We start from the raw sequence: 19,057 nt of genomic DNA, 5'->3' as shown, positions 1-19,057 counted from the left end.
CATGTCACGTCAGGCCGCGCCCGCCAAACGCGCGGCTTCCTCGAGGTCCACGCTGACCAGGCGGCTGACGCCCGGCTCGCGCATGGTCACGCCGCTGAGCTGGTGCGCCGCTTCCATCGTGGCCTTGTTGTGGCTGACGAACAGGAACTGCACCTTCTCGCTCATTTCCTTGACCATCGCCGCCAGGCGGCCGACGTTGGCTTCGTCCAGCGGCGCGTCGACCTCGTCGAGCAGGCAGAACGGCGCCGGGTTGAGCTGGAAGATCGCGAACACCAGCGCCACCGCGGTCATCGCCTTCTCGCCGCCGGACAGCAGCGAGATGCTGGACACGCGCTTGCCGGGCGGACGCGCCATGATCGCCACGCCGGTGTCGAGCAGGTCTTCGCCGGTCAGTTCCAGATAGGCGTGGCCGCCGCCGAACAGGCGCGGATACAGCGCCTGCACGCCGGAATTGACCCGGTCGAAGGTGTCCTTGAAGCGGCCGCGGGTCTCGCGGTCGATCTTGCGGATCGCGTCCTCCAGGGTTTCCAGTGCGGTGTTCAGATCGATGTCCTGCGCTTCCAGGTATTCGGCGCGCTGCGCGGCCTCGCCGTATTCGCTGATCGCGGCCAGGTTGACCGGCTCCAGGCGGCGCATGCGTCCGTCGATCTGCTGCACCACCTGCTCCCACTCGGCCGGATCGGCCTGTTCGGGCAGGCCGTTGATCACGTCCTCGAGCACGAAGCCGGCCTTGACCACGGCCGCCGACAGTTGCTCGGCGCTGAGCACCAGCGCCTGCTGGTCGAGGCGGCGCTGGGCGATACGCTCGCGCTGCGCCAGGGCCTGTTCGTCGCGCTGCTGGCGGGTCTGTTCCAGGCCGCGCAATTCGTTGTCGATGCCGTCCAGCAGCGCGCGCGCCTCGCCGAGCGCGCGGTCGGTGCGCACGCGTTCGCTGAGGGCCGCCTGGTGCTCGGCTTCCAGCGCATGCACCGGCGAATCGCCTTCGCTCAGCTGCGCGCTGAGTTCGCCCAGGCGCGAATCCAGTTGCCCGCGCTGGTTGCCCATGCGCTCCAGCGCCTGGCTCAGCGAGGCAATCTGGGTGCGTTGCGATTCCAGGGTCAGGGCCAGCGCATGCGAGGCCTCGCGCACCCGGCGCGCGGCATCGCGGGCCAGGTCGCGCGCTTCGGTGAGCTGGCGACGCTCGCTCTCCAGCGTATGCCGGGTGCTTTCCAGGTCGCCCATGCTGGTGACCGCGTCTTCCAGCTTGGAGCGCGCCTCGCGCGCCTGCTCGCGGCTGCTGTCCAGCGTTTCCAGCAGCTGCGCGATTTCCGTCTCGATGCGCTCGATGCGGGTGCGCGCGGCGTCCACCTTGCCCTGCTGGCTCTGCAGTTGCCCGGCCAGTTCGGACACGCTGCGGTGCGCCTGGTACAGCTGGCGCTGCGCTTCCTCGCGCTGCTGCTCGGCGGCCAGCGACTGCTCGCGCAGGCTCGCCAGGCGCTGGTCCAGTTCCGCTTCGCGGTCCTGCAGCGCATCGATCTGGCCGCGCAGCGCCTGGATATCGCGCTCGCGCAGCAACGCGCCCTGCTTGGCCGCGCCGGAGCGCGACACGCGCAGCCAGCCTTCGCCCAGCCGCGCGCCGTCGCGGGTGATGACCGAGTCGCCCTCGCCCAGCTGCGGCAGCAAGGCGCGTGCGGCGGCCAGGTCCTCGGCCGCGTGCAGCCGCGACAGCAGCCGGCGGATCGCGATCGGCCCCTGCACCTTGGCGGCCAGCGAGGTCAGCGCGAAGTGGCCGGCCTCCTCGTCGCTGCTGACCAGCGCGATGCGGCCTTCGCCGAGTTCGCCCAGCGCGTCGACCAGGGTCTCCGGCGCAGCGACCAGCACGCCTTCGATCAACTGCCCGAGCGCGCCTTCGACCGCGTTTTCCCAGCCGCTTTCGACGCTGATGCGCTCGCCCACGCGCGCCGCCGAATCCAGCCCGCGCGCCTTCAGCCAGGCCACCGCGGCGCCCTGCTCCTGGCCGAGCGCGGCCTGCTGCAGGGTTTCCAGCGACGACAGCCGGCCGCGCGCGGCCTGCGCCTGCTTGCGCACCTCGGCCAGCTCCGCCTGCGCGCCGCGCTGCTGTTCCTGCAGCGCGGTCAGCGCCTGCTTGCGGGTCTCGACCTGTTCGTTGAGCCCGTCCAGCGCGGCGCGCTGGGTCTCGTGCTGCAGCTCCACCTGTTCGAACGCGGCGGCCAGCGCGTCCAGGTCCAGCCCGGCGCGCTCGGCGGCCAGCGCTTCGCGGCGGCGCTCGGCTTCCAGCGACTGCCGGTCCAGATAATCGACGCGGGTGCGCTCCACTTCGCCGGCGCGCGAGGCCTCGGCGGTGTAGCGCTGGTGCGCTTCCCAGCGCTGCTGCCAGTCGGCCAGCCTGGCCTCGGCGTCGCGCAGCGCTTCCTGCTTGTATTCGTTGTCTTCCTGCAGCTGCTCCAGCTGCGGACCGGCGATGTCCACCGACTCGCGCAGCAGCGCCAGCTTGGCCTCGTCGCCGCTGATGTGCTGGCCGAGTTCGGCCAGCGCCAGCTGCGCTTCGTCGCGCGCCTTGTGCAGGCGCTGCGACAGGTCGCGCTGGTGCTGGATCTGCTGCTCGATGCGCGCCAGGGTGCTGCCGACCTGGTAGACCTCGGCCTGGGCCTTGCTCAGGGCGTCGGCGGCTTCCTCGCGGCGCACGCGGCCGGTCTCGATCCGCGCCTCGGCCTCGCGCTGCTCGGCGATGAACTGCTGCAGGCGCGTCTCTTCCTGGCCCAGCGCCTCGCGCAGGCCCTGCAGCTTGCCGTCCAGGCCGCGGTATTCCAGCGCCTTCCACTGCGCGTCCTTGACCCGGCGCTCTTCCTGCAGCGCCTGGTACTGCTCGGCCTGGCGCGCCTGGCGCTTGAGGTGCTCGAGTTGCTTGCCGATCTCCTCGCGCAGGTCGCCCAGCCGCTCCAGGTTCTCGCGGGTATGGCGGATGCGGGTCTCGGTCTCCTTGCGCCGCTCCTTGTACTTGGAGATGCCGGCGGCCTCTTCCAGGTACACGCGCAGGTCTTCCGGGCGCGCCTCGATGATCTGGCTGATCATGCCCTGCTCGATGATCGAGTAGCTGCGCGGGCCCAGGCCGGTGCCGAGGAACAGGTCGGTGATGTCGCGGCGCCGGCACTTGGTGCCGTTGAGGTAGTAGCTGCTGCTGCCGTCGCGGCTGACCTGGCGCTTGACCGAGATCTCGTTGAACGAGGCGTACTCGCCGGAAATGGTGTGGTCGGAGTTGTCGAAGATCAGCTCCACCGTGGCCTGCGACACCGGCTTGCGCGCCGAGGAGCCGGAGAAGATCACGTCGGTCAGCGAGTCGCCGCGCAGGCGGCTGGCCGAGCTTTCGCCCATCACCCAGCGCACCGCGTCGATGATGTTCGACTTGCCGCAGCCGTTCGGACCGACGATGCCGGTCATGTTGGTCGGCAGGTGCAGCGTGGTCGGATCGACGAAGGACTTGAAGCCGGACAGCTTGATGGTCGACAGGCGCATGGGGCAGGCAATCCATGGCAGGCGGCGGCCGGCGGGCCGGCACGCGCTGCCGCTAATGAATATCCAGGTGAAGTCCCGCTTCCAAGTCCTTGATACGACTACGATCGCCGGACAGGAAACAGGCACGAACCGATGAGTATAACGGCACCCAGCGAGGGCCGGGGCCGGAGGCCGCAAACGAAACGGGCACCTTGCGGTGCCCGTTTCGGTACAGCATGAAGCCGTGGATCAGGCTTCGGCTTCGACCACGACCTTGACCGTGGTCTCGACGTCGGCGTGCAGGCGCACCAGCACCTCGTACTCGCCGATGTTACGGAACGCGCCTTCGCCCAGCACCACTTCGCCCTTTTCCAGCGGCAGGCCGGCGGCGGTGAACGCCTCGGCGATGTCGCGCGGGCCGACCGAGCCGTACAGCTTGCCTTCGGTGGACGCGTTGGCCTTGACCGTCACGCTGGCGCCTTCCAGCTTGGCCGCACGGGCCTCGGCGTCGGCGTGGATCGACTGTGCCTTGGCTTCGTACTCGGCGCGCTTGGCTTCGAACTCGGCGATGTTGGCGGCGGTGGCCGGCACGGCCTTGCCCTGCGGCACCAGGAAGTTGCGGCCATAGCCCGGCTTGACATCGACCTTGTCGCCGAGGCCGCCCAGGTTGGTGACTTTCTGCAGAAGAATCAGTTGCATGGTGTTGCTCCGTTATTCGTTAGCGCACGCCCGAAGGCGCCCGCAACGCTTGCTGTCCGAATAGGAAAAGCCGGGAATCGGGAATCGGGAATCGGGAATCGCAAAATCCCCGAGCAACGCCGCACTCTTCGATCGCCAGACTTCATATTGAGTAGCCCGCGCACGGATGCGTGGGCTGTTGCCCGGAAGGACCCGCACAACCGTGCGGGCGCTTCCGGAGCGGTCACATCAGATGTCGTGGTTGTCCGTGTACGGGATCAGCGCCAGGAAACGCGAGCGCTTGACCGCCGTGGCCAGCTGACGCTGGTACTTGGACTTGGTGCCGGTCACGCGGCTCGGCACGATCTTGCCGTTCTCGGTGAGGTACTGGCGCAGGGTGTTGAGATCCTTGTAATCGATCTCTTTGACGCCCTCGGCGGTGAACTTGCAGAACTTGCGACGACGGAAGAACTTGGACATGGCAGTGCTCCTTAGGCGGCTTCGGCGGCGTCGCCGTCGGTTTCGGTGGCGGCGGCAGGCGCATCGCCTTCCTCGTCGTCGCGGCGACGGCGCTCGCTACGCTCGGGCTTGTCGCCCTTCTCGTCCTTGCTCTTCATGATCAGCGACTGCTCGGTATCCGGGCCGTCGCGCTTGATCACCAGGTGGCGCAGCACGGCGTCGTTGAAGCGGAAGCTCTCGACCAGTTCGGCGAGGATGGCCTGGTCCACTTCGATGTTGAGCATGACGTAGTGCGCCTTCACCAGGTTCTGGATCGGGTACGCCAGCTGGCGGCGGCCCCAGTCTTCCAGACGGTGGATGGTGCCGCTGCCGTTCTCGACCAGCGACTTGTAGCGCTCGATCATGGCCGGGACCTGCTCGCTCTGGTCCGGATGGACCAGGAACACGATTTCGTAATGACGACTCATGTGGTTATACCTTTCGGATGTGGCCCGAGGGCCGGACAGCCCCCCGCGAAGCCCAAAACGGGTGCGGTGGGGCAAGGGATCCCGCCACGACAGGCGCAGGAAGCCGGAAAGTATGGCAGCGCAGAGGCCGCGCCGCAAGGCGGGGGCTGTCCACCCGCCCTGAGCGGGTGCCACCGGCTGCAGACGATGCGCCCGCCCGGGCCGCTGCCGCGCCGGCGCCGGTTTTGCGACACTGGCCGGGTGAACCGCACACCGCCCGCACCCTCAGCCACCGACGCCACCGCGCTTCCTGCACGCCTGCCCGCGCAGCGGCCTGCCCTGCACGCTGCCGCAGGCCGCGACCCTGCGGCCAGGCCTGCGCGAGTAGGCCGCGCCGAAAGCGCCGCGCTCCCCTTTCGCATACGCGGCATGTCGGCCGGGTACGCGCATTGAGCGCCCGCCTGGACGCCGACCCTGCCCTGCGCGTCGGCCAGCCGCTGCAGCTGGACCTGCCGCCGGCGGTCGCCACCGCCCTGCGCAGTGCACACCGCTACCTGCTGCACGACGGCACGCCGCTGTACGCGCTGGGGTTCGATGCCGAGCGCTTCCACTCGCAGGCCTTCGCCGCAGCGACGATCGCCTGCCCGGACAGCGTCGCGCGCAGCGTGCGCAAGCGCCAGGCGGAATTCCTGTTCGGGCGCCTGGCCGCGCGGCTGGCGCTGGACGAGGCGCTCGGCCCGGCGCAGGCGCGGGCCGAAATCGCGATCGGCGCGGCGCGCGAGCCGCGCTGGCCGGCCGGCGGCCTCGGCAGCATTTCCCATAGCGGCGGCTGCGCGGCGGCAGTGGCGCTGCCGGCCGGCCAGGCCCATGGCATCGGCATCGACCTGGAACGGCTGCTCGCGCCGGCCGCGCGCGAGGCCGTGCTGGGCGTGGCGATCGATGCGCAAGAAGCCGAGCTGCTGGCGGCCGCGGCCAACCCGCAGTGGTCGCACGATGCGCTGCTGACCGCGCTGTTCTCGGCCAAGGAAAGCCTGTTCAAGGCCGCGTTCGGCGCGGTCGGGCGTTATTTCGACTTCGCCGCAGCCCGCGTCTGCGGGGTCGATCCGGTGCGGCAGCGCCTGCGCCTGCGGCTCACCGAGACGCTATGCGCGCAGTTCGTCGAAGGCCAGGCCTGCGAGATCGGTTTTGCGCGGCTGGACCTGGATCCGCAGCTGGTGCTGACCCACTACGCGTGGTGAGCGCAGCGCCGGCGCTCAGCGCGCGGCGGCCGCCGCATGCTCGGCGTCGGTGGTGAAGCTCTCGCCGCAGCCGCATTCGGCGGTGGCGTTGGGATTGCGGAAGATGAAGGTCTCGCCCAGGCCCTGCTTGGCGAAATCGATCTCGGTGCCGTCGACCAGCGGCAGGCTGGCGGCGTTGACGTAGATGCGCACCCCATCCTGCTCGAACACCGCATCGTCCGGGTGCGCTTCGCGTGCCAGCTCGGTGACGTGGCCCCAACCCGAGCAGCCGGTGCGTTCGACGCCGAAGCGCAGGCCCAGCGCGCCGGGGGTCTGGGCGACGAAGCGCTGCACGCGCTCGAAAGCGACGGGAGTGAGATGGATGGCCATGGCGAACGACTCCGGGAACAGCGAACGGTCATTATAGGGAGGAAGCGCGGCGGCGGATGCGCACCGTGCCTCGCAAGCGCCGCGGTTCAGCCAGTACACTTGCCCGTTCCATATCGAGTCGCTGCGGCGAGGATTCAAGTCATGACGGTGGTGAGCGTTGAGCATGCGCTGGCCGGGAAGATCCCGGCGGGCGGCGAGGTGACGGTACGCGGCTGGGTCCGCACCCGGCGCGATTCCAAGGCGGGGCTGTCCTTCGTCAACGTCAGCGACGGCTCCTGCTTCGCGCCGATCCAGGTGGTGGCGCCGGCCGAGCTGCCCAACTACGAGGCGGAAGTGAAGCGGCTGACCGCCGGCTGCGCGGTGATCGCGCGCGGGCGCCTGGTCGCCTCGCAGGGCCAGGGCCAGAGCTTCGAGATCCAGGCCGAGGCGATCGAGGTGGTGGGCTGGGTCGAGGATCCGGAAACCTATCCGATCCAGCCCAAGGCGCATTCGCTGGAATTCCTGCGCGAGGTCGCGCACCTGCGCCCGCGCACCAACCTGTTCGGCGCGGTGACCCGCATCCGCAACTGCCTGGCGCAGGCGGTGCACCGCTATTTCCACCAGAACGGCTACAACTGGATCAGCACCCCGATCATCACCACCTCCGACGCCGAAGGCGCCGGACAGATGTTCCGCGTGTCGACCCTGGACCTGGCCAACCTGCCGCGCGACGGCAAGGGCCAGGTCGATTTCGGCCGCGACTTCTTCGGCAAGGAGACCTTCCTGACCGTGTCCGGCCAGCTCAACGTCGAGGCCTACTGCCTGGCGCTGAGCAAGGTCTACACCTTCGGCCCGACCTTCCGCGCCGAGAACAGCCACACCACCCGCCACCTGGCCGAGTTCTGGATGATCGAGCCGGAGATCGCCTTCGCCGACTTGGCCGAGGACGCGCGGGTCGCCGAGGACTTCCTCAAGTACCTGTTCCGCGCGGTGCTCGAGGAGCGCGGCGACGACCTGGCGTTCATCGCCGAGCGCGTGGACAAGACCGCGATCAGCAAGCTGGAGGCGTTCATCAACTCGCCGTTCGAGCGCATCGAGTACGGCGATGCGATCACGCTGCTGCAGAAGTCCGGGCACAAGTTCGAGTTCCCGGTGGAATGGGGCCTGGACCTGCAGACCGAGCACGAGCGCTGGCTGACCGAGCAGCACGTCGGCCGCCCGGTGGTGGTGACGAACTACCCCGAGCACATCAAGGCCTTCTACATGCGCCTGAACGACGACGGCAAGACCGTGGCGGCGATGGACGTGCTGGCCCCGGGCATCGGCGAGATCATCGGCGGCAGCCAGCGCGAGGAGCGCCTGGACGTGCTGGACACGCGCATGGTGCAGTTCGGCCTGGATCCGCAGCACTACGGCTGGTACCGCGACTTCCGCCGCTACGGCACGGTGCCGCACGCCGGCTTCGGCCTGGGCTTCGAGCGCCTGGTGGTCTACATCTGCGGGCTGAGCAACATCCGCGACGCGATCCCCTACCCGCGCGCGCCGGGCAGCGCCGAGTTCTGAGGACATGGCCGACGCCGACGCCACGGTGACCATGTACCGGCCGCTGGGACCGGAGGAATTCGCGCTGGTGCGCGATTCCGGGTTCCGGCGCTGGCCGCCGCGGCTGCCGGAACAGCCGATCTTCTATCCGGTGACCAACCAGCGCTACGCCGAGGAGATCGCCGGGCGCTGGAACGTCAAGGACAGCGGGGTCGGCTACGTGGCGCGGTTCGCGGTGCGCGCGGCATTCATGGCGCCCTATCCGATCCAGAAGGTGGGCGGCGCGCAGCACACCGAGTGGTGGATCCCGGCCGAGGCGCTGGAGACGCTGAACGACAATATCGTCGGTCTCATCGAGATCGTGGCGCGCTTCGATGCTCCGCTCGAGGAGACCTCGGCATGATCCTGTTCTTCGCGCTGTGCTTCGTCGGCGTGGCCATCGCCGGGTTCAGCGCGTTCCTGATCTTCTGGCCGCTGACCCTGGTGCATATCCGCGACCGGCATCCGGCGTTGGTGAACGCGTTCGGCCCCGGCGCGTTTCTCAAGCCGGTGGCGCTGGGCTGGTTGCTGGCGCGGCGCTACCGCCCGCTCGGCGACCGCTCGCTGTCCGGGCTGGCGACCCCGGCCTGGCTGTCGCTGCTGACCATCTTCTTCGGCCTGGGCATGGCCGCCCTGCTCTGGCTGCTTTCCCTGGTGATTCCATGACTTCAGACGCTTCCGCCGCCGATCGGTGGTACCTGGCCAGCCTCGGCCGCATCCTGGTGTGGGCGCGCCTGCGCGTGCGCGAAGCCGGCACCGCCGAGGTGCTGGACAGCGACGGCAACACGCTCAGCTACGACAGCGAGGACACCGCGCAGGCGGCATTGTTCGACGCCGAGTTCGTCGCTTTCGACGGCCTGGACGAGGACGACGCGCTGGCGCGCGGGTTCTCGCTGCACGAAGTGGCGCCGCCGCAGGCCGACAACGATGCCGCGCTGCGCGGACGCATGACCCAGACCCTGGGCACGCGCGCCTGAGCCGCCGATGCACGTCCCGCCGGCGTTCGCCGAAACCGACCTGGGCGCGCTCGACGCGCTGATCGCGCGCGATCCGTTCGTCACCCTGGTCACCGTCGCCGACGGCCTGCCCTGCGCCACGCCGCTGCCGGTGCTGTACCGGCGCGACGGCACGCGCATCGTGATCGAGGGCCACTGGGCGCGCGCCAACCCGCAGTCGCGGCATGCCGGCCCGGCGCTGCTGATCGTGCACGGGCCGCAGGCCTATGTGTCGCCGGGCTGGTATCCGGACAAGGAGGCGATGGCGCGCGTGCCGACCTGGAACTACGCCACCGCGCACCTGCATGGCCGGTTGCAGGCCAGCGACGACGAAGCGCTGCTGGCCGACATCGTGGCCCGGCTCAGCGAACGCCACGAGCGCGCGCTCGGCAGCGACTGGCGCTACGAGCCGCACAACGAGGCGCACCGGCGCCAGTTGCGCGGCATCGTCGGTTTCCGTTTCGAACCGGAGCGGGTGGAACTGAAGTTCAAGCTGAGCCAGAACCACCCGCCAGCGAACGCGACGGCGGTGAGCGCGGCCTTGCAGGCGCAGGCCGATCCTGGCGCGCAGGCGGTGGCCGCATTGATGCGCGAGCGCCTGCAACGGCGCTGACGGCGCCTGCGTCCGCGCGCGGGCGCGGGCGCGCCGCGCGTCCCGACCAACATACGCCGGCGTGTGTCCGCGCCGATGAACCGCGCCACGCCCGCCGCCGCCGCGACGCGCCCATGTGTGCGCCGGCTTCTGGAATAATGCGCGGCTATGAGCAAAATCGATCAGCTACTGCACAACAACCGTGCCTGGTCCGAGCGGATCAATCGCGAGGATCCGGACTTCTTCGGCCGCCTGTCCAAGCAGCAGACCCCGGAATACCTGTGGATCGGCTGCTCGGATTCGCGGGTGCCGGCCAACCAGATCATCGACATGGCGCCGGGCGAGGTGTTCGTCCACCGCAACATCGCCAACGTGGTCGTGCATACCGACCTCAACTGCCTGTCGGTGATCCAGTTCGCGGTGGAAGTGCTGAAGGTGCGGCACATCCTGGTGGTCGGCCATTACGGCTGCGGCGGCGTGCATGCCGGCCTGACCCGCGCCCGCCTGGGCCTGGTCGACAACTGGATCCGCCACGTCACCGACGTGGCCGAAAAGCACGAAGGCTGCCTGCAGCAGGCCGGCGACCTGACCCTGCAGCACGCCCGCCTGTGCGAGCTCAACGTGCTCGAGCAGGTGGTCAACGTCAGCCGCACCTCGATCGTGCGCGACGCCTGGGCCGCCGGCCAGGAGCTGACCGTGCACGGCTGGGTCTACAGCCTGCGCGACGGCCGCGTGCACGACCTGGGCATGGAACTGGAGCGGATCGAGGACCTGGCGCCGCGCTACGATGCCGCACTGGCGCGGATCTGCCAGGACCGCGAGGATCGCTGATCCGGTGCCGGCGCCCGCGCCGACACGACTGCCCAAGGACACCGCATGCTCCCCGCCCCGCTGAACCTGCACGCCTGGATCGACGAACACCGGCACCTGCTGAAGCCGCCGGTGGGCAACAAGTGCATCTACGCCGGCGACTTCATCGTGATGGCGGTCGGCGGGCCGAACGCGCGCTCGGACTTCCACTACGACGAAGGCCCGGAGTGGTTCTACCAGCTCGAAGGCGAGATGGTATTGAGGATCCAGGAAGACGGCGCGGTACGCGAGATCCCGATCCGCGCCGGCGAGACCTTCCTGCTGCCGCCGAAGGTGCCGCATTCGCCGCAGCGGCTGCCCGATTCGGTGGGCCTGGTGATCGAGCGCCGCCGCCTGCCGCACGAGAACGACGGCCTGCAGTGGTATTGCGAACGCTGCAACCACCTGCTGTACGCAGAATATTTCCCGCTGCGCAATATCGAGACCGATTTTCCGCCGGTGTTCGCGCGCTTCTACGCCTCCGAGGCGCTGCGCACCTGCGGCCGTTGCGGACAGCTGCACCCGGTGCCGGCGCCCGTCGCCGCGCCGTGAGCGCACCCTCGCCGACCGTCGCGCCGGGCTGCGATGCTGCATAGCCTGATCGCGCTGAAGCCGCGCGACGTCCCGCTGCGCGTCGCCCTGCGCAACACCTTCGCGGTGGTCGCCCCGCTCGCCGTGGGCGTGGCCAGCGGCCATGCCGAACTGGGCCTGGCGATGGCCACCGGCGCGCTGAACACCATGTTCTCCGACCAGCCCGGGCCGTACCGGGCGCGCATGCAGCGCATGCTGATGGCGGCGCTGGCCGCCGGCGGCGCGGCGCTGCTGGGCATGCTGATCGGCGCGCATACCCCGGCGCTGGCGCTGGCGGCGCTGCTGCTGGGCCTGGGCGGCGGCCTGCTGGTGGCGCTGGGCCCGGTCGCGGCGCGGGTCGGGCTGACCAGCATGATCCTGCTGGTGGTCAGCGCCGACGTGCGCCTCCCTGCGGCACAGAGCGTCGGCGTGGCCGCGCTGATCTTCGCCGGCGGCGTGCTGCAGATGCTGATGGCGCTGGCCGCCTGGCCGCTGCAGCGCTACCGCCCGGAGCGGTTCGCGCTGGCCGAACTGATGCGGCAGCTGGCCGGCATCGCCCGCCAGCGGCCGAGCGCGACGCTGGCGCCGCCGGCCACCGAAGCGGTGCTCGAGGCGATGGTGATGCTGCACGGCGAGCACCGTTCGCGCGGGCTGGCGGTGCAGTCGTTCCGGATCATCGCCGAGCTGTGCGAACGCGCGCGGCTGGAACTGCTGACCCTGACCGACCTGCACGGGCGCCTGGACGAAGCCGCCGCCGCGCGGCTGCCGATCGAGCGCGTGCTGGAGCGCAGCGCGGTGGTGCTGGACCAGCTCGCCTACGCGCTGGACAACGCCGAAGACCCGGCCGCGGCGGAGGCCTCGATGACCGGCTTCGACGATCTGGCCGAGGCGCTGGCGCAGGCCCAGGCGCAAGCGCAGGACACCCGCGAGCGGCGCCTGCTGCGCATTGCCGTGGCCCGCGCGCAGGGCCTGGGCGGGCAGCTGCGCGCGCTGGTGCGCAATGGCCACTGGGCCAGCAGCCGCGGCGAGATCCAGGCCGAGCTGGCCGAGGCCCGGTTGCCGGCGGCGCTGCGCCCGCTGGCGCCGCTGCAGACCCTGCGCGCCAACCTCGGCTTCTCCTCGGTCGCGTTCCGGCATGCCTTGCGCTGCGGCGAGTGCCTGAGCCTGGCGGTGCTGTTCGAACGCTGGCAGGCGATCCCGCACGGCTACTGGATCCCGATGACCACGGCGATCGTGCTCAAGCCGGATTTCGGCGGCACCCTCAGCTTCGGCGCGTTGCGCGTGGCCGGCACCTTCGCCGGGCTGGTGCTGGCCACCGTGCTGGCCCACTTCACGATGGACGGCGCGGTGGTGCGGCTGCTGTTGCTGACCGTGTTCTGCCTGGGCTTCCGCCTGCTGACCCAGGTCAACTACGGCCTCGGCGTGGCCTGCCTGACCGGCATGCTGGTGTTGCTGCTGTCGTTCGAAGGCATGGCCCCGGGCGAGGCGATCGGCGAACGCATCCAGGCCACCGTGCTTGGCAGCGCGCTGGCGCTGGTCGCCTATGCGCTGTGGCCGACCTGGGAGCGGCGGCATATCCGCGCCACCCTGGCGCAGCTGTTGCTGGCCTATCGCGACCATCTCGCCGCGCTGCTCGAAGGCCGCCTGCAGGCGCTGCCGGAGACCCGCGCCGCGTCGCGTACCGCGCGCACCAACGTACAGGCCTCGATCGAGCGCCTGCGCGGCGAACCGCGGCGCAAGCGCAACCTGCGCGAACTCAAGCTGGCCGAATCGGTGCTGGCCAACGGCAACCGCCTGATCCGCGCCTCGCTGGCGCTGGAAGCGGTGCTGCGCGACAGCCCGGCGTTGCCGCCGCTGCCGGAACTGGCGCAGTTTCGGCAGCAGGCGCATGCGGCGCTGACCCAACTGGCCGACAGCCTGCGCAGCGGCACCCCGCCGCCGCAGGCGACCTTGCGCAACGACGAACGGCGCCTGGCCGAGGCGCTGGCCGCGCATCTGCAGGAGGCCAGCGACGGCTCGGCGCTGGCCGCGCTGGCCGACACCGGCGACCGCGTCGCCGACAGCGTCGGCACCCTCACCCACCTGTTGCGCAGCGCCATGCTGCCGGCCACCGCCACGCCCGCCGACGAAGCGCTACGCCGCGACCGGTAGACTGTGCCATCGTCCCGTTACCCGCTGCCGATGAACGAGATCCTGACCCGCAACCACGCCACCGCGCTCGATGCCGCCGACCCGCTGCGCGAGCTGCGCCGCGAATTCCTGTTCCCGCAGCACCAGGGCGCCGACCAGGCCTACTTCGTCGGCAATTCGCTCGGCCTGCAGCCGCGCGGCGCGCGCGCCGCGGTGCAGGAGGTGCTGGACAAGTGGTCGACGCTGGCGGTGGAAGGCCACTTCACCGGCGACACGCAGTGGATGACCTACCACGAACTGCTGGCCGCGCCGCTGGCGCAGCTGGTCGGCGCGCTGCCGCACGAAGTGGTGGCGATGAACACGCTGACGGTGAACCTGCACCTGCTGATGGTCAGCTTCTACCGCCCCACCCGCGAGCGCCCGGCGATCCTGATCGAGGCCGGCGCGTTCCCGTCCGACCAGCATGCGCTGGCCTCGCAGATCCGCTTCCATGGCTTCGACCCGGCGACCGAACTGATCGAAGTGCAGCCCGACGGCGCCGACGGCACCGTGTCGCTGGCGGCGATCGAGCGCGCCATCGCCGAACACGGCCCGCGCCTGGCGCTGGTGCTGTGGCCGGGCGTGCAGTACCGCACCGGGCAGGCCTTCGACCTGGACGCGGTGGCGCGGCTGGCCCGCGCGGCCGGCGCCGCGGTCGGTTTCGATCTGGCGCATGCGGTCGGCAACATCCCCTTGACTCTGCACGACACCGCGCCCGATTTCGCGGTGTGGTGCCACTACAAGTACCTCAACGCCGGCCCCGGCGCGGTCGCCGGCGCGTTCGTGCACGAGCGCCATGGCCACGGCGACACACCGCGCTTCGCCGGCTGGTGGGGCCACGACAAGCGCACCCGCTTCCAGATGCGGCCGGAGTTCTTCGCCGCGCCCGGCGCCGACGGCTGGCAGCTGAGCAATCCGCCGATCCTGAGCATGGCGCCGCTGCGCGCCTCGCTGGAACTGTTCGAACGCGCCGGGCTGCCGGCGCTGCGGCGCAAGTCGCTGCAACTGACCGGCTATCTGGAAACGCTGATCCGCGCGCGCCTGGCCGAGACCTTGCAGATCGTCACCCCGGCCGACCCGGCGCAGCGCGGCTGCCAGCTGTCGCTGCGCGTGATCGGCGGCTGCGAACGCGGCCGTGCGCTGTTCGAGTACCTGCAATCGGTCGGCGTGCTCGGCGACTGGCGCGAGCCGGACGTGATCCGGATCAGCCCGGTGCCGCTGTACACCCGCTATCGCGACGTCTACCGCTTCGTCGAGGAAGCGGAAACCTGGGCCGGCGTCTGAGCCGCCCCCTCCTGCGCGGCCACCGCCGCGCGTCATGCCGGATTTCTCCTTGAGCGCCTCCCCCCGCAGCATCACCCTGATCGGCGCCGGCCTGGCCGGTTCCCTGCTCGCCATCCTGCTCTCGCGCCAGGGCTGGCGCGTCACCGTCTACGAGCGCCGCGGCGATCCGCGCATCCAGGACTACGAGCGCGGCCGCTCGATCAACCTGGCGCTGGCCGAGCGCGGCCTGCACGCGCTGCGCCAGGCCGGCGCCGACGCCGCGGTGATGGCCAAGGCGGTGATGATGCGCGGGCGCATGGTGCATTTCGCCGACGGCCGCCAGCAGTTGCAACGCTATGGCCGCGACGACAGCGAGGTGATCTGGTCGGTGCACCGCAACGACCTCAACATCACCCTGCTGCAGCTGGCCGAACAGGCCGGCGCGCAGATCCACTTCTACCGGCGCCTGCACACGGTGGACTTCGACGCCGGCTACGCGCGCTTCATCGACGACCGCGACGACCAGCCGCACGACATCCGCTTCCGCAGCATGATCGGCGCCGACGGCGCCGGCTCGGCGCTACGCGCGGCGATGCAGCGCAAGTCGCCGATGGCCGAGCACACCGAGTTCCTGGACCATTCGTACAAGGAACTGGAGATCCCGCCCAACCCCGACGGCGGCTTCCGCATCGAGGCCAACGCGCTGCACATCTGGCCGCGCGGGCACTACATGTGCATCGCCCTGCCCAACGACGAAGGCACCTTCACCGTCACCCTGTTCCTGCCGAACGAAGGCGAGCCCAGTTTCGCCACCACCCGCAGCGGCGCGGAAGCCCTGGCGCTGTTCGAACGCGACTTCGCCGATGCGCTGCCGCTGATGCCGCAACTGGCCGAGCACTGGGAACAGCACCCGCCGGGCCTGCTCGGCACGCTACGCCTGGAACGCTGGCACCTGGACGGGCGCGCGGTGCTGCTCGGCGATGCCGCGCATGCGATGGTGCCGTTCCACGGCCAGGGCATGAACTGCGCGTTCGAGGATTGCGTCGCCCTGGCCGCGCACCTGCAGCGCGAACCGGACCTGGGCCGCGCCTACGCGGCTTTCGAGGCCGAGCGCAAGCCCAACGCCAGCGCGATCCAGCAGATGGCGCTGGAGAACTACATCGAGATGCGCGACCGCGTCGGCGATGCCGGCTTCCTGCTGCAGCGCGAACTGGAACAGGCGCTGCAGGAGCGCCACCCGACCCGCTTCGTGCCGCACTACACCATGGTCACCTTCCTGCGCACGCCGTACGCGCTGGCGTTGGAGCGCAGCGAGATCCAGCGCCAGATCCTGGTGCAGGCCACGCAGGGCCACAGCGACCTGTCGCGGATCGACTGGGCCTGGCTGGAACGCACCGTGCACGATCGCCTGGCACCGCTGGACGGCGCGCATTGAGCCTGTCTGCCTTACCCTGTAGGAGCGGCTTCAGCCGCGACCGGCATTACCGGTAGCGTTGCTCGCGGCTGAAGCCGCTCCTGCAAAAGCCAGCCCGCACGCACCACCCACACCGCTCTGGTCCGACCATGCCCGACAGCTTTCTCTTCTACGACCTGGAAACCTTCGGTGCCGATCCGCGGCGCACACGCATCGCCCAGTTCGCGGCGGTGCGCACCGATGCGGCGCTGAACTTGGTCGAGGAGCCGGTCAGTTTCTTCGTGCAGCCGGCCGACGACCTGCTGCCCTCGCCGATCGCCACGCTGATCACCGGCATCGCCCCGCAGCAAGCCCTGCGCGACGGGGTCAACGAGGCCGATGCGTTCGCGCGCATCGCCGAGCAGATGGCGCGGCCGCAGACCTGCACGCTGGGCTACAACTCGCTGCGCTTCGACGACGAATTCGTGCGCCACGGCCTGTTCCGCAATTTCCACGATCCGTACGAGCGCGAGTGGCGCGGCGGCAATTCGCGCTGGGACCTGCTGGACATGCTGCGGCTGATGCACGCGCTGCGCCCGGACGGCGTGGTCTGGCCGCAGCGCGAGGACGGCGCCACCTCGTTCAAGCTGGAACAGCTGGCGCTGGCCAACGGCGTGCGCGACGGCGACGCGCACGAGGCGCTGTCCGACGTCTACGCCACCATCGGCATGGCGCGGCTGTTCCGCGAGCGGCAACCGCGGCTGTGGGACTACGCGCTGAAACTGCGCGACAAGCGCTTCTGCGGCGGCCTGCTCGACGTGGTGGCGATGCAGCCCGTGCTGCACGTGTCGATGCGCTATCCGGCCGCGCGCCTGTGCGCCGCGCCGGTGCTGCCGCTGGCGCGGCATCCGCGGATCGACAGCCGGGTGCTGGTGTTCGACCTGGAAGGCGATATCGAGCCGCTGCTGCGCTACACCCCGGAGCAGATCGCCGACCGCCTGTACACCCCGCAGGCCGATCTGCCCGAAGGCGAGCAGCGCATCCCGCTGAAGGAAGTGCACCTGAACAAGGCGCCGGCACTTGTCGCCTGGTCGCACCTGCGCGAGCCCGACTTCGCCCGCCTGCAGATCGACCCGGCGCAGATCCTGGCCAAGGCCGCGCGCCTGCGCGAGGCCGGGCCGGAACTGGCCGAGAAGGTCCGCCGCGTGTTCGGCAACGAACGCGCGGCGGCTCCGGCCGACGTGGATGCCTCGCTGTACGACGGCTTCCTGGCCGACACCGACAAGCGCGCGATGGCGCAGGTGCGCGCGACCCCGCCGGCACAGCTGGCGCCGCTGGAAACCGGCTTCCGCGATCCGCGCCTGCCCGAGCTGTTGTTCCGCTACCGCGCGCGCAACTGGCCGCAGACGCTGTCCATCGTCGAGCAGAACCGCTGGGACGATTACCGGCGCCGGCGCCTGCATGGCGACAGCGGCCTGTCCGAACTGGGCCTGGACGGCTACTTCGCGCAGCTCGCCGATTTACGTCTGGCTCACTCCGATGATGCTACCAAGCAAGCCCTGCTCGATCAGCTGGCCGCCTGGGGCCAGGACCTGCAACGGACTCTATGACCTCTTATTTCAGCGACGCCAGCTTCAAGTTCCTGCGTGCCCTGGCGCGGCACAACGACAAGGCCTGGTTCAACGACAACCGGCACAAGTACGAGGAGCACGTGCGCCAGCCGTTCCTGCGCCTGATCACCGACCTGCAGCCGGACCTGGCCCAGGTCAGCGACCATTTCCGCTCCGACCCGCGCGGCGTCGGCGGCTCGCTGTTCCGCATCCATCGCGACGCGCGCTTCTCCCACGACAAGTCGCCGTACAAGACCTGGCAGGGCGCGCGCCTGTTCCACGAGCGGCGCAAGCAGGTGCCGGCGCCGTCGTTCTACATCCACCTGCAGCCGGGCGAGAGCTTCGTCGGTGCCGGCCTGTGGCATCCGGAGCCGGACACGCAGCGCAAGGTGCGCCAGTTCATCTTCGACAACCCGGGCAGCTGGAAAGCCGCCGCGCACGCGCCGAAGCTGCGCCGCCGCTTCGATTTCGAGGCCACGGAAATGCTGGTGCGGCCGCCGCGCGGCTTCCCCGCCGAGTTCGAGTTCATCGACGACCTCAAGCACAAGAACTGGGTGTTCTGGCGCCAGCTCGACGACGCCACCATGACCGGGCCGAAACTGCGCTCGCTGGTGGCGGCCGATCTGCAGACGCTGGCCCCGTTCGTGGACTATTTGTGCGCGGCCCTGGATCTGGAATTTTGAGGCAGTCCGCTTTCCCTGTAGGAGCGGCTTCAGCCGCGACAGGCATCATCGGTAACGCCTGTCGCGGCTGAAGCCGCTCCTACAAAAGATGCATCCGCACCGAGGCACACGATGAAAAAATGGCTGGCCTTGCTGTTCCTCGCCCTGCTCGCGCTCGGCGGCTACGTCGTCGCCGGGCCCTACCTGGCGATCCGCGGCATCAGCCAGGCGCTGGAACAGCGCGATGCGGCGGCGCTGGAGCGCTACGTCGACTTCCCCACCCTGCGGGTCAACCTGAAGGCGCAGGTCGACGATGCGTTGCTGCGCCGCGCCGGGCCGGATCTGCAGGCCGGCCTGTTCGGCGGCGCGCTGCTGTCGCTGGCCGGCAGCGTCAGCGGCATGGGCGTGGATGCGATGGTCACCCCGGCCGGGATCGGCGCCTTGCTGCAGGGCGACGCGCTGTGGAAGCGCGCCAGCGGCGACACCGTCGGCGGCGACACCTATGCCGCGCCGCGTCCGCCGCAACCGTTGCGGCAGGCCGAGCACCGCTTCGAATCGACCTCGCGCTTCGTCGCCACCCTCCACACCGCCGACGGCACCGCGGTGCCGTGCGTCTTCACCCGCGACGGGCTGCGCTGGAAGCTCAGCAACATCCTGCTGCCCCTGTAGGAATCTCCATGCAACTCGGCCAATGGACGACCGGGGGGGCCAG

At 70.1% G+C, this 19,057-nt stretch carries 19 protein-coding genes; 14 read left to right on the top strand and 5 right to left on the bottom strand.

From position 1 onward, the window contains the following. Positions 1-9: 9 nt before the first annotated feature. The 4 genes from smc to rpsF form a co-directional block, all read right to left on the bottom strand. Positions 10-3,513: a chromosome segregation protein SMC gene (smc, locus tag AB8810_RS10665; RefSeq protein WP_369916461.1), complete on the bottom strand. Its 3,504-nt coding sequence runs from the start codon at positions 3,511-3,513 to the stop codon at positions 10-12. Positions 3,514-3,741: 228 nt separating this feature from the next. Then, complete coding sequence (gene rplI, locus AB8810_RS10660; protein WP_179565049.1) at positions 3,742-4,191, bottom strand: 50S ribosomal protein L9; 450 nt, start codon at positions 4,189-4,191, stop codon at positions 3,742-3,744. Positions 4,192-4,419: 228 nt separating this feature from the next. Then, positions 4,420-4,650 carry a 30S ribosomal protein S18 gene (gene rpsR, locus AB8810_RS10655; protein WP_003473336.1) on the bottom strand — a complete coding sequence of 77 codons (231 nt, stop codon included), beginning with the start codon at positions 4,648-4,650 and terminating at the stop codon, positions 4,420-4,422. A gap of 11 nt (positions 4,651-4,661) precedes the next feature. Then, positions 4,662-5,096, bottom strand: a complete 435-nt coding sequence (gene rpsF, locus AB8810_RS10650) for a 30S ribosomal protein S6 (RefSeq protein ID WP_003473337.1) — start codon at positions 5,094-5,096, stop codon at positions 4,662-4,664. A gap of 428 nt (positions 5,097-5,524) precedes the next feature. On the opposite strand from rpsF, the gene AB8810_RS10645 reads away from it, so the two are divergent. Beyond that, a complete protein-coding gene (locus AB8810_RS10645; RefSeq protein WP_369916460.1) occupies positions 5,525-6,313 on the top strand; it encodes a 4'-phosphopantetheinyl transferase in 789 nt (262 codons plus the stop codon). 15 nt (positions 6,314-6,328) lie between these two features. Here AB8810_RS10645 and AB8810_RS10640 read toward each other — a convergent pair whose 3' ends face one another. Then, positions 6,329-6,682 carry a HesB/IscA family protein gene (locus tag AB8810_RS10640; protein WP_369916459.1) on the bottom strand — a complete coding sequence of 118 codons (354 nt, stop codon included), beginning with the start codon at positions 6,680-6,682 and terminating at the stop codon, positions 6,329-6,331. A 141-nt stretch (positions 6,683-6,823) separates the two neighbouring features. Between AB8810_RS10640 and asnS the strand changes: the two genes are divergently transcribed. The 13 genes from asnS to AB8810_RS10575 all read left to right on the top strand — a co-directional run bounded on the left by asnS (position 6,824) and on the right by AB8810_RS10575 (position 19,014). Beyond that, positions 6,824-8,224 (top strand): asparagine--tRNA ligase, encoded by a 1,401-nt coding sequence (gene asnS / locus AB8810_RS10635; protein ID WP_179565055.1) that lies wholly within the window; start codon positions 6,824-6,826, stop codon positions 8,222-8,224. A gap of 4 nt (positions 8,225-8,228) precedes the next feature. Continuing rightward, positions 8,229-8,606, top strand: coding sequence for an ADP-ribosylation/crystallin J1 (locus AB8810_RS10630; RefSeq protein WP_191824094.1), 378 nt, complete (start codon positions 8,229-8,231; stop codon positions 8,604-8,606). Beyond that, entirely contained in the window at positions 8,603-8,908 is a 306-nt protein-coding gene (locus AB8810_RS10625) for a hypothetical protein (RefSeq protein ID WP_369916458.1), read from the top strand. Before AB8810_RS10630 ends, AB8810_RS10625 begins: the two co-directional genes overlap by 4 nt. Then, positions 8,905-9,219, top strand: a complete 315-nt coding sequence (locus AB8810_RS10620) for a hypothetical protein (RefSeq protein WP_179565061.1) — start codon at positions 8,905-8,907, stop codon at positions 9,217-9,219. Before AB8810_RS10625 ends, AB8810_RS10620 begins: the two co-directional genes overlap by 4 nt. A 7-nt stretch (positions 9,220-9,226) precedes the next feature. Further along, positions 9,227-9,850: an FMN-binding negative transcriptional regulator gene (locus AB8810_RS10615; protein WP_179565063.1), complete on the top strand. Its 624-nt coding sequence runs from the start codon at positions 9,227-9,229 to the stop codon at positions 9,848-9,850. Between the two features lie 147 nt (positions 9,851-9,997). Continuing rightward, positions 9,998-10,660: a carbonate dehydratase gene (gene can / locus AB8810_RS10610; RefSeq protein ID WP_058197164.1), complete on the top strand. Its 663-nt coding sequence runs from the start codon at positions 9,998-10,000 to the stop codon at positions 10,658-10,660. 45 nt (positions 10,661-10,705) lie between these two features. Beyond that, positions 10,706-11,230: a 3-hydroxyanthranilate 3,4-dioxygenase gene (locus AB8810_RS10605; protein WP_179565065.1), complete on the top strand. Its 525-nt coding sequence runs from the start codon at positions 10,706-10,708 to the stop codon at positions 11,228-11,230. A gap of 33 nt (positions 11,231-11,263) precedes the next feature. Then, entirely contained in the window at positions 11,264-13,399 is a 2,136-nt protein-coding gene (locus AB8810_RS10600) for an FUSC family protein (protein ID WP_369916457.1), read from the top strand. 30 nt (positions 13,400-13,429) lie between these two features. Then, entirely contained in the window at positions 13,430-14,701 is a 1,272-nt protein-coding gene (gene kynU / locus AB8810_RS10595; protein ID WP_369916456.1) for a kynureninase, read from the top strand. Between the two features lie 34 nt (positions 14,702-14,735). Next, on the top strand, positions 14,736-16,115 hold the full coding sequence (locus AB8810_RS10590; RefSeq protein WP_369916455.1) for an FAD-dependent oxidoreductase: 1,380 nt from the start codon (positions 14,736-14,738) through the stop codon (positions 16,113-16,115). 128 nt (positions 16,116-16,243) lie between these two features. Beyond that, positions 16,244-17,683, top strand: a complete 1,440-nt coding sequence (gene sbcB, locus AB8810_RS10585; protein WP_369916454.1) for an exodeoxyribonuclease I — start codon at positions 16,244-16,246, stop codon at positions 17,681-17,683. Then, positions 17,680-18,366 carry a DUF2461 domain-containing protein gene (locus AB8810_RS10580; protein WP_179565075.1) on the top strand — a complete coding sequence of 229 codons (687 nt, stop codon included), beginning with the start codon at positions 17,680-17,682 and terminating at the stop codon, positions 18,364-18,366. The genes sbcB and AB8810_RS10580 overlap by 4 nt, the downstream gene beginning before the upstream one ends. A gap of 111 nt (positions 18,367-18,477) precedes the next feature. Next, positions 18,478-19,014 (top strand): DUF2939 domain-containing protein, encoded by a 537-nt coding sequence (locus AB8810_RS10575; protein ID WP_179565077.1) that lies wholly within the window; start codon positions 18,478-18,480, stop codon positions 19,012-19,014. Positions 19,015-19,057 lie beyond the last annotated feature (43 nt).

The sequence above is a fragment of the Xanthomonas sp. NCPPB 3005 genome (assembly GCF_041228095.2).
In the GTDB taxonomy this organism is placed as follows: Bacteria; Pseudomonadota; Gammaproteobacteria; order Xanthomonadales; family Xanthomonadaceae; genus Xanthomonas_A; species Xanthomonas_A bonasiae.
Note: the sequence above shows the minus strand (reverse complement) of the source record. Positions and strands in the feature narration are given on the sequence as shown.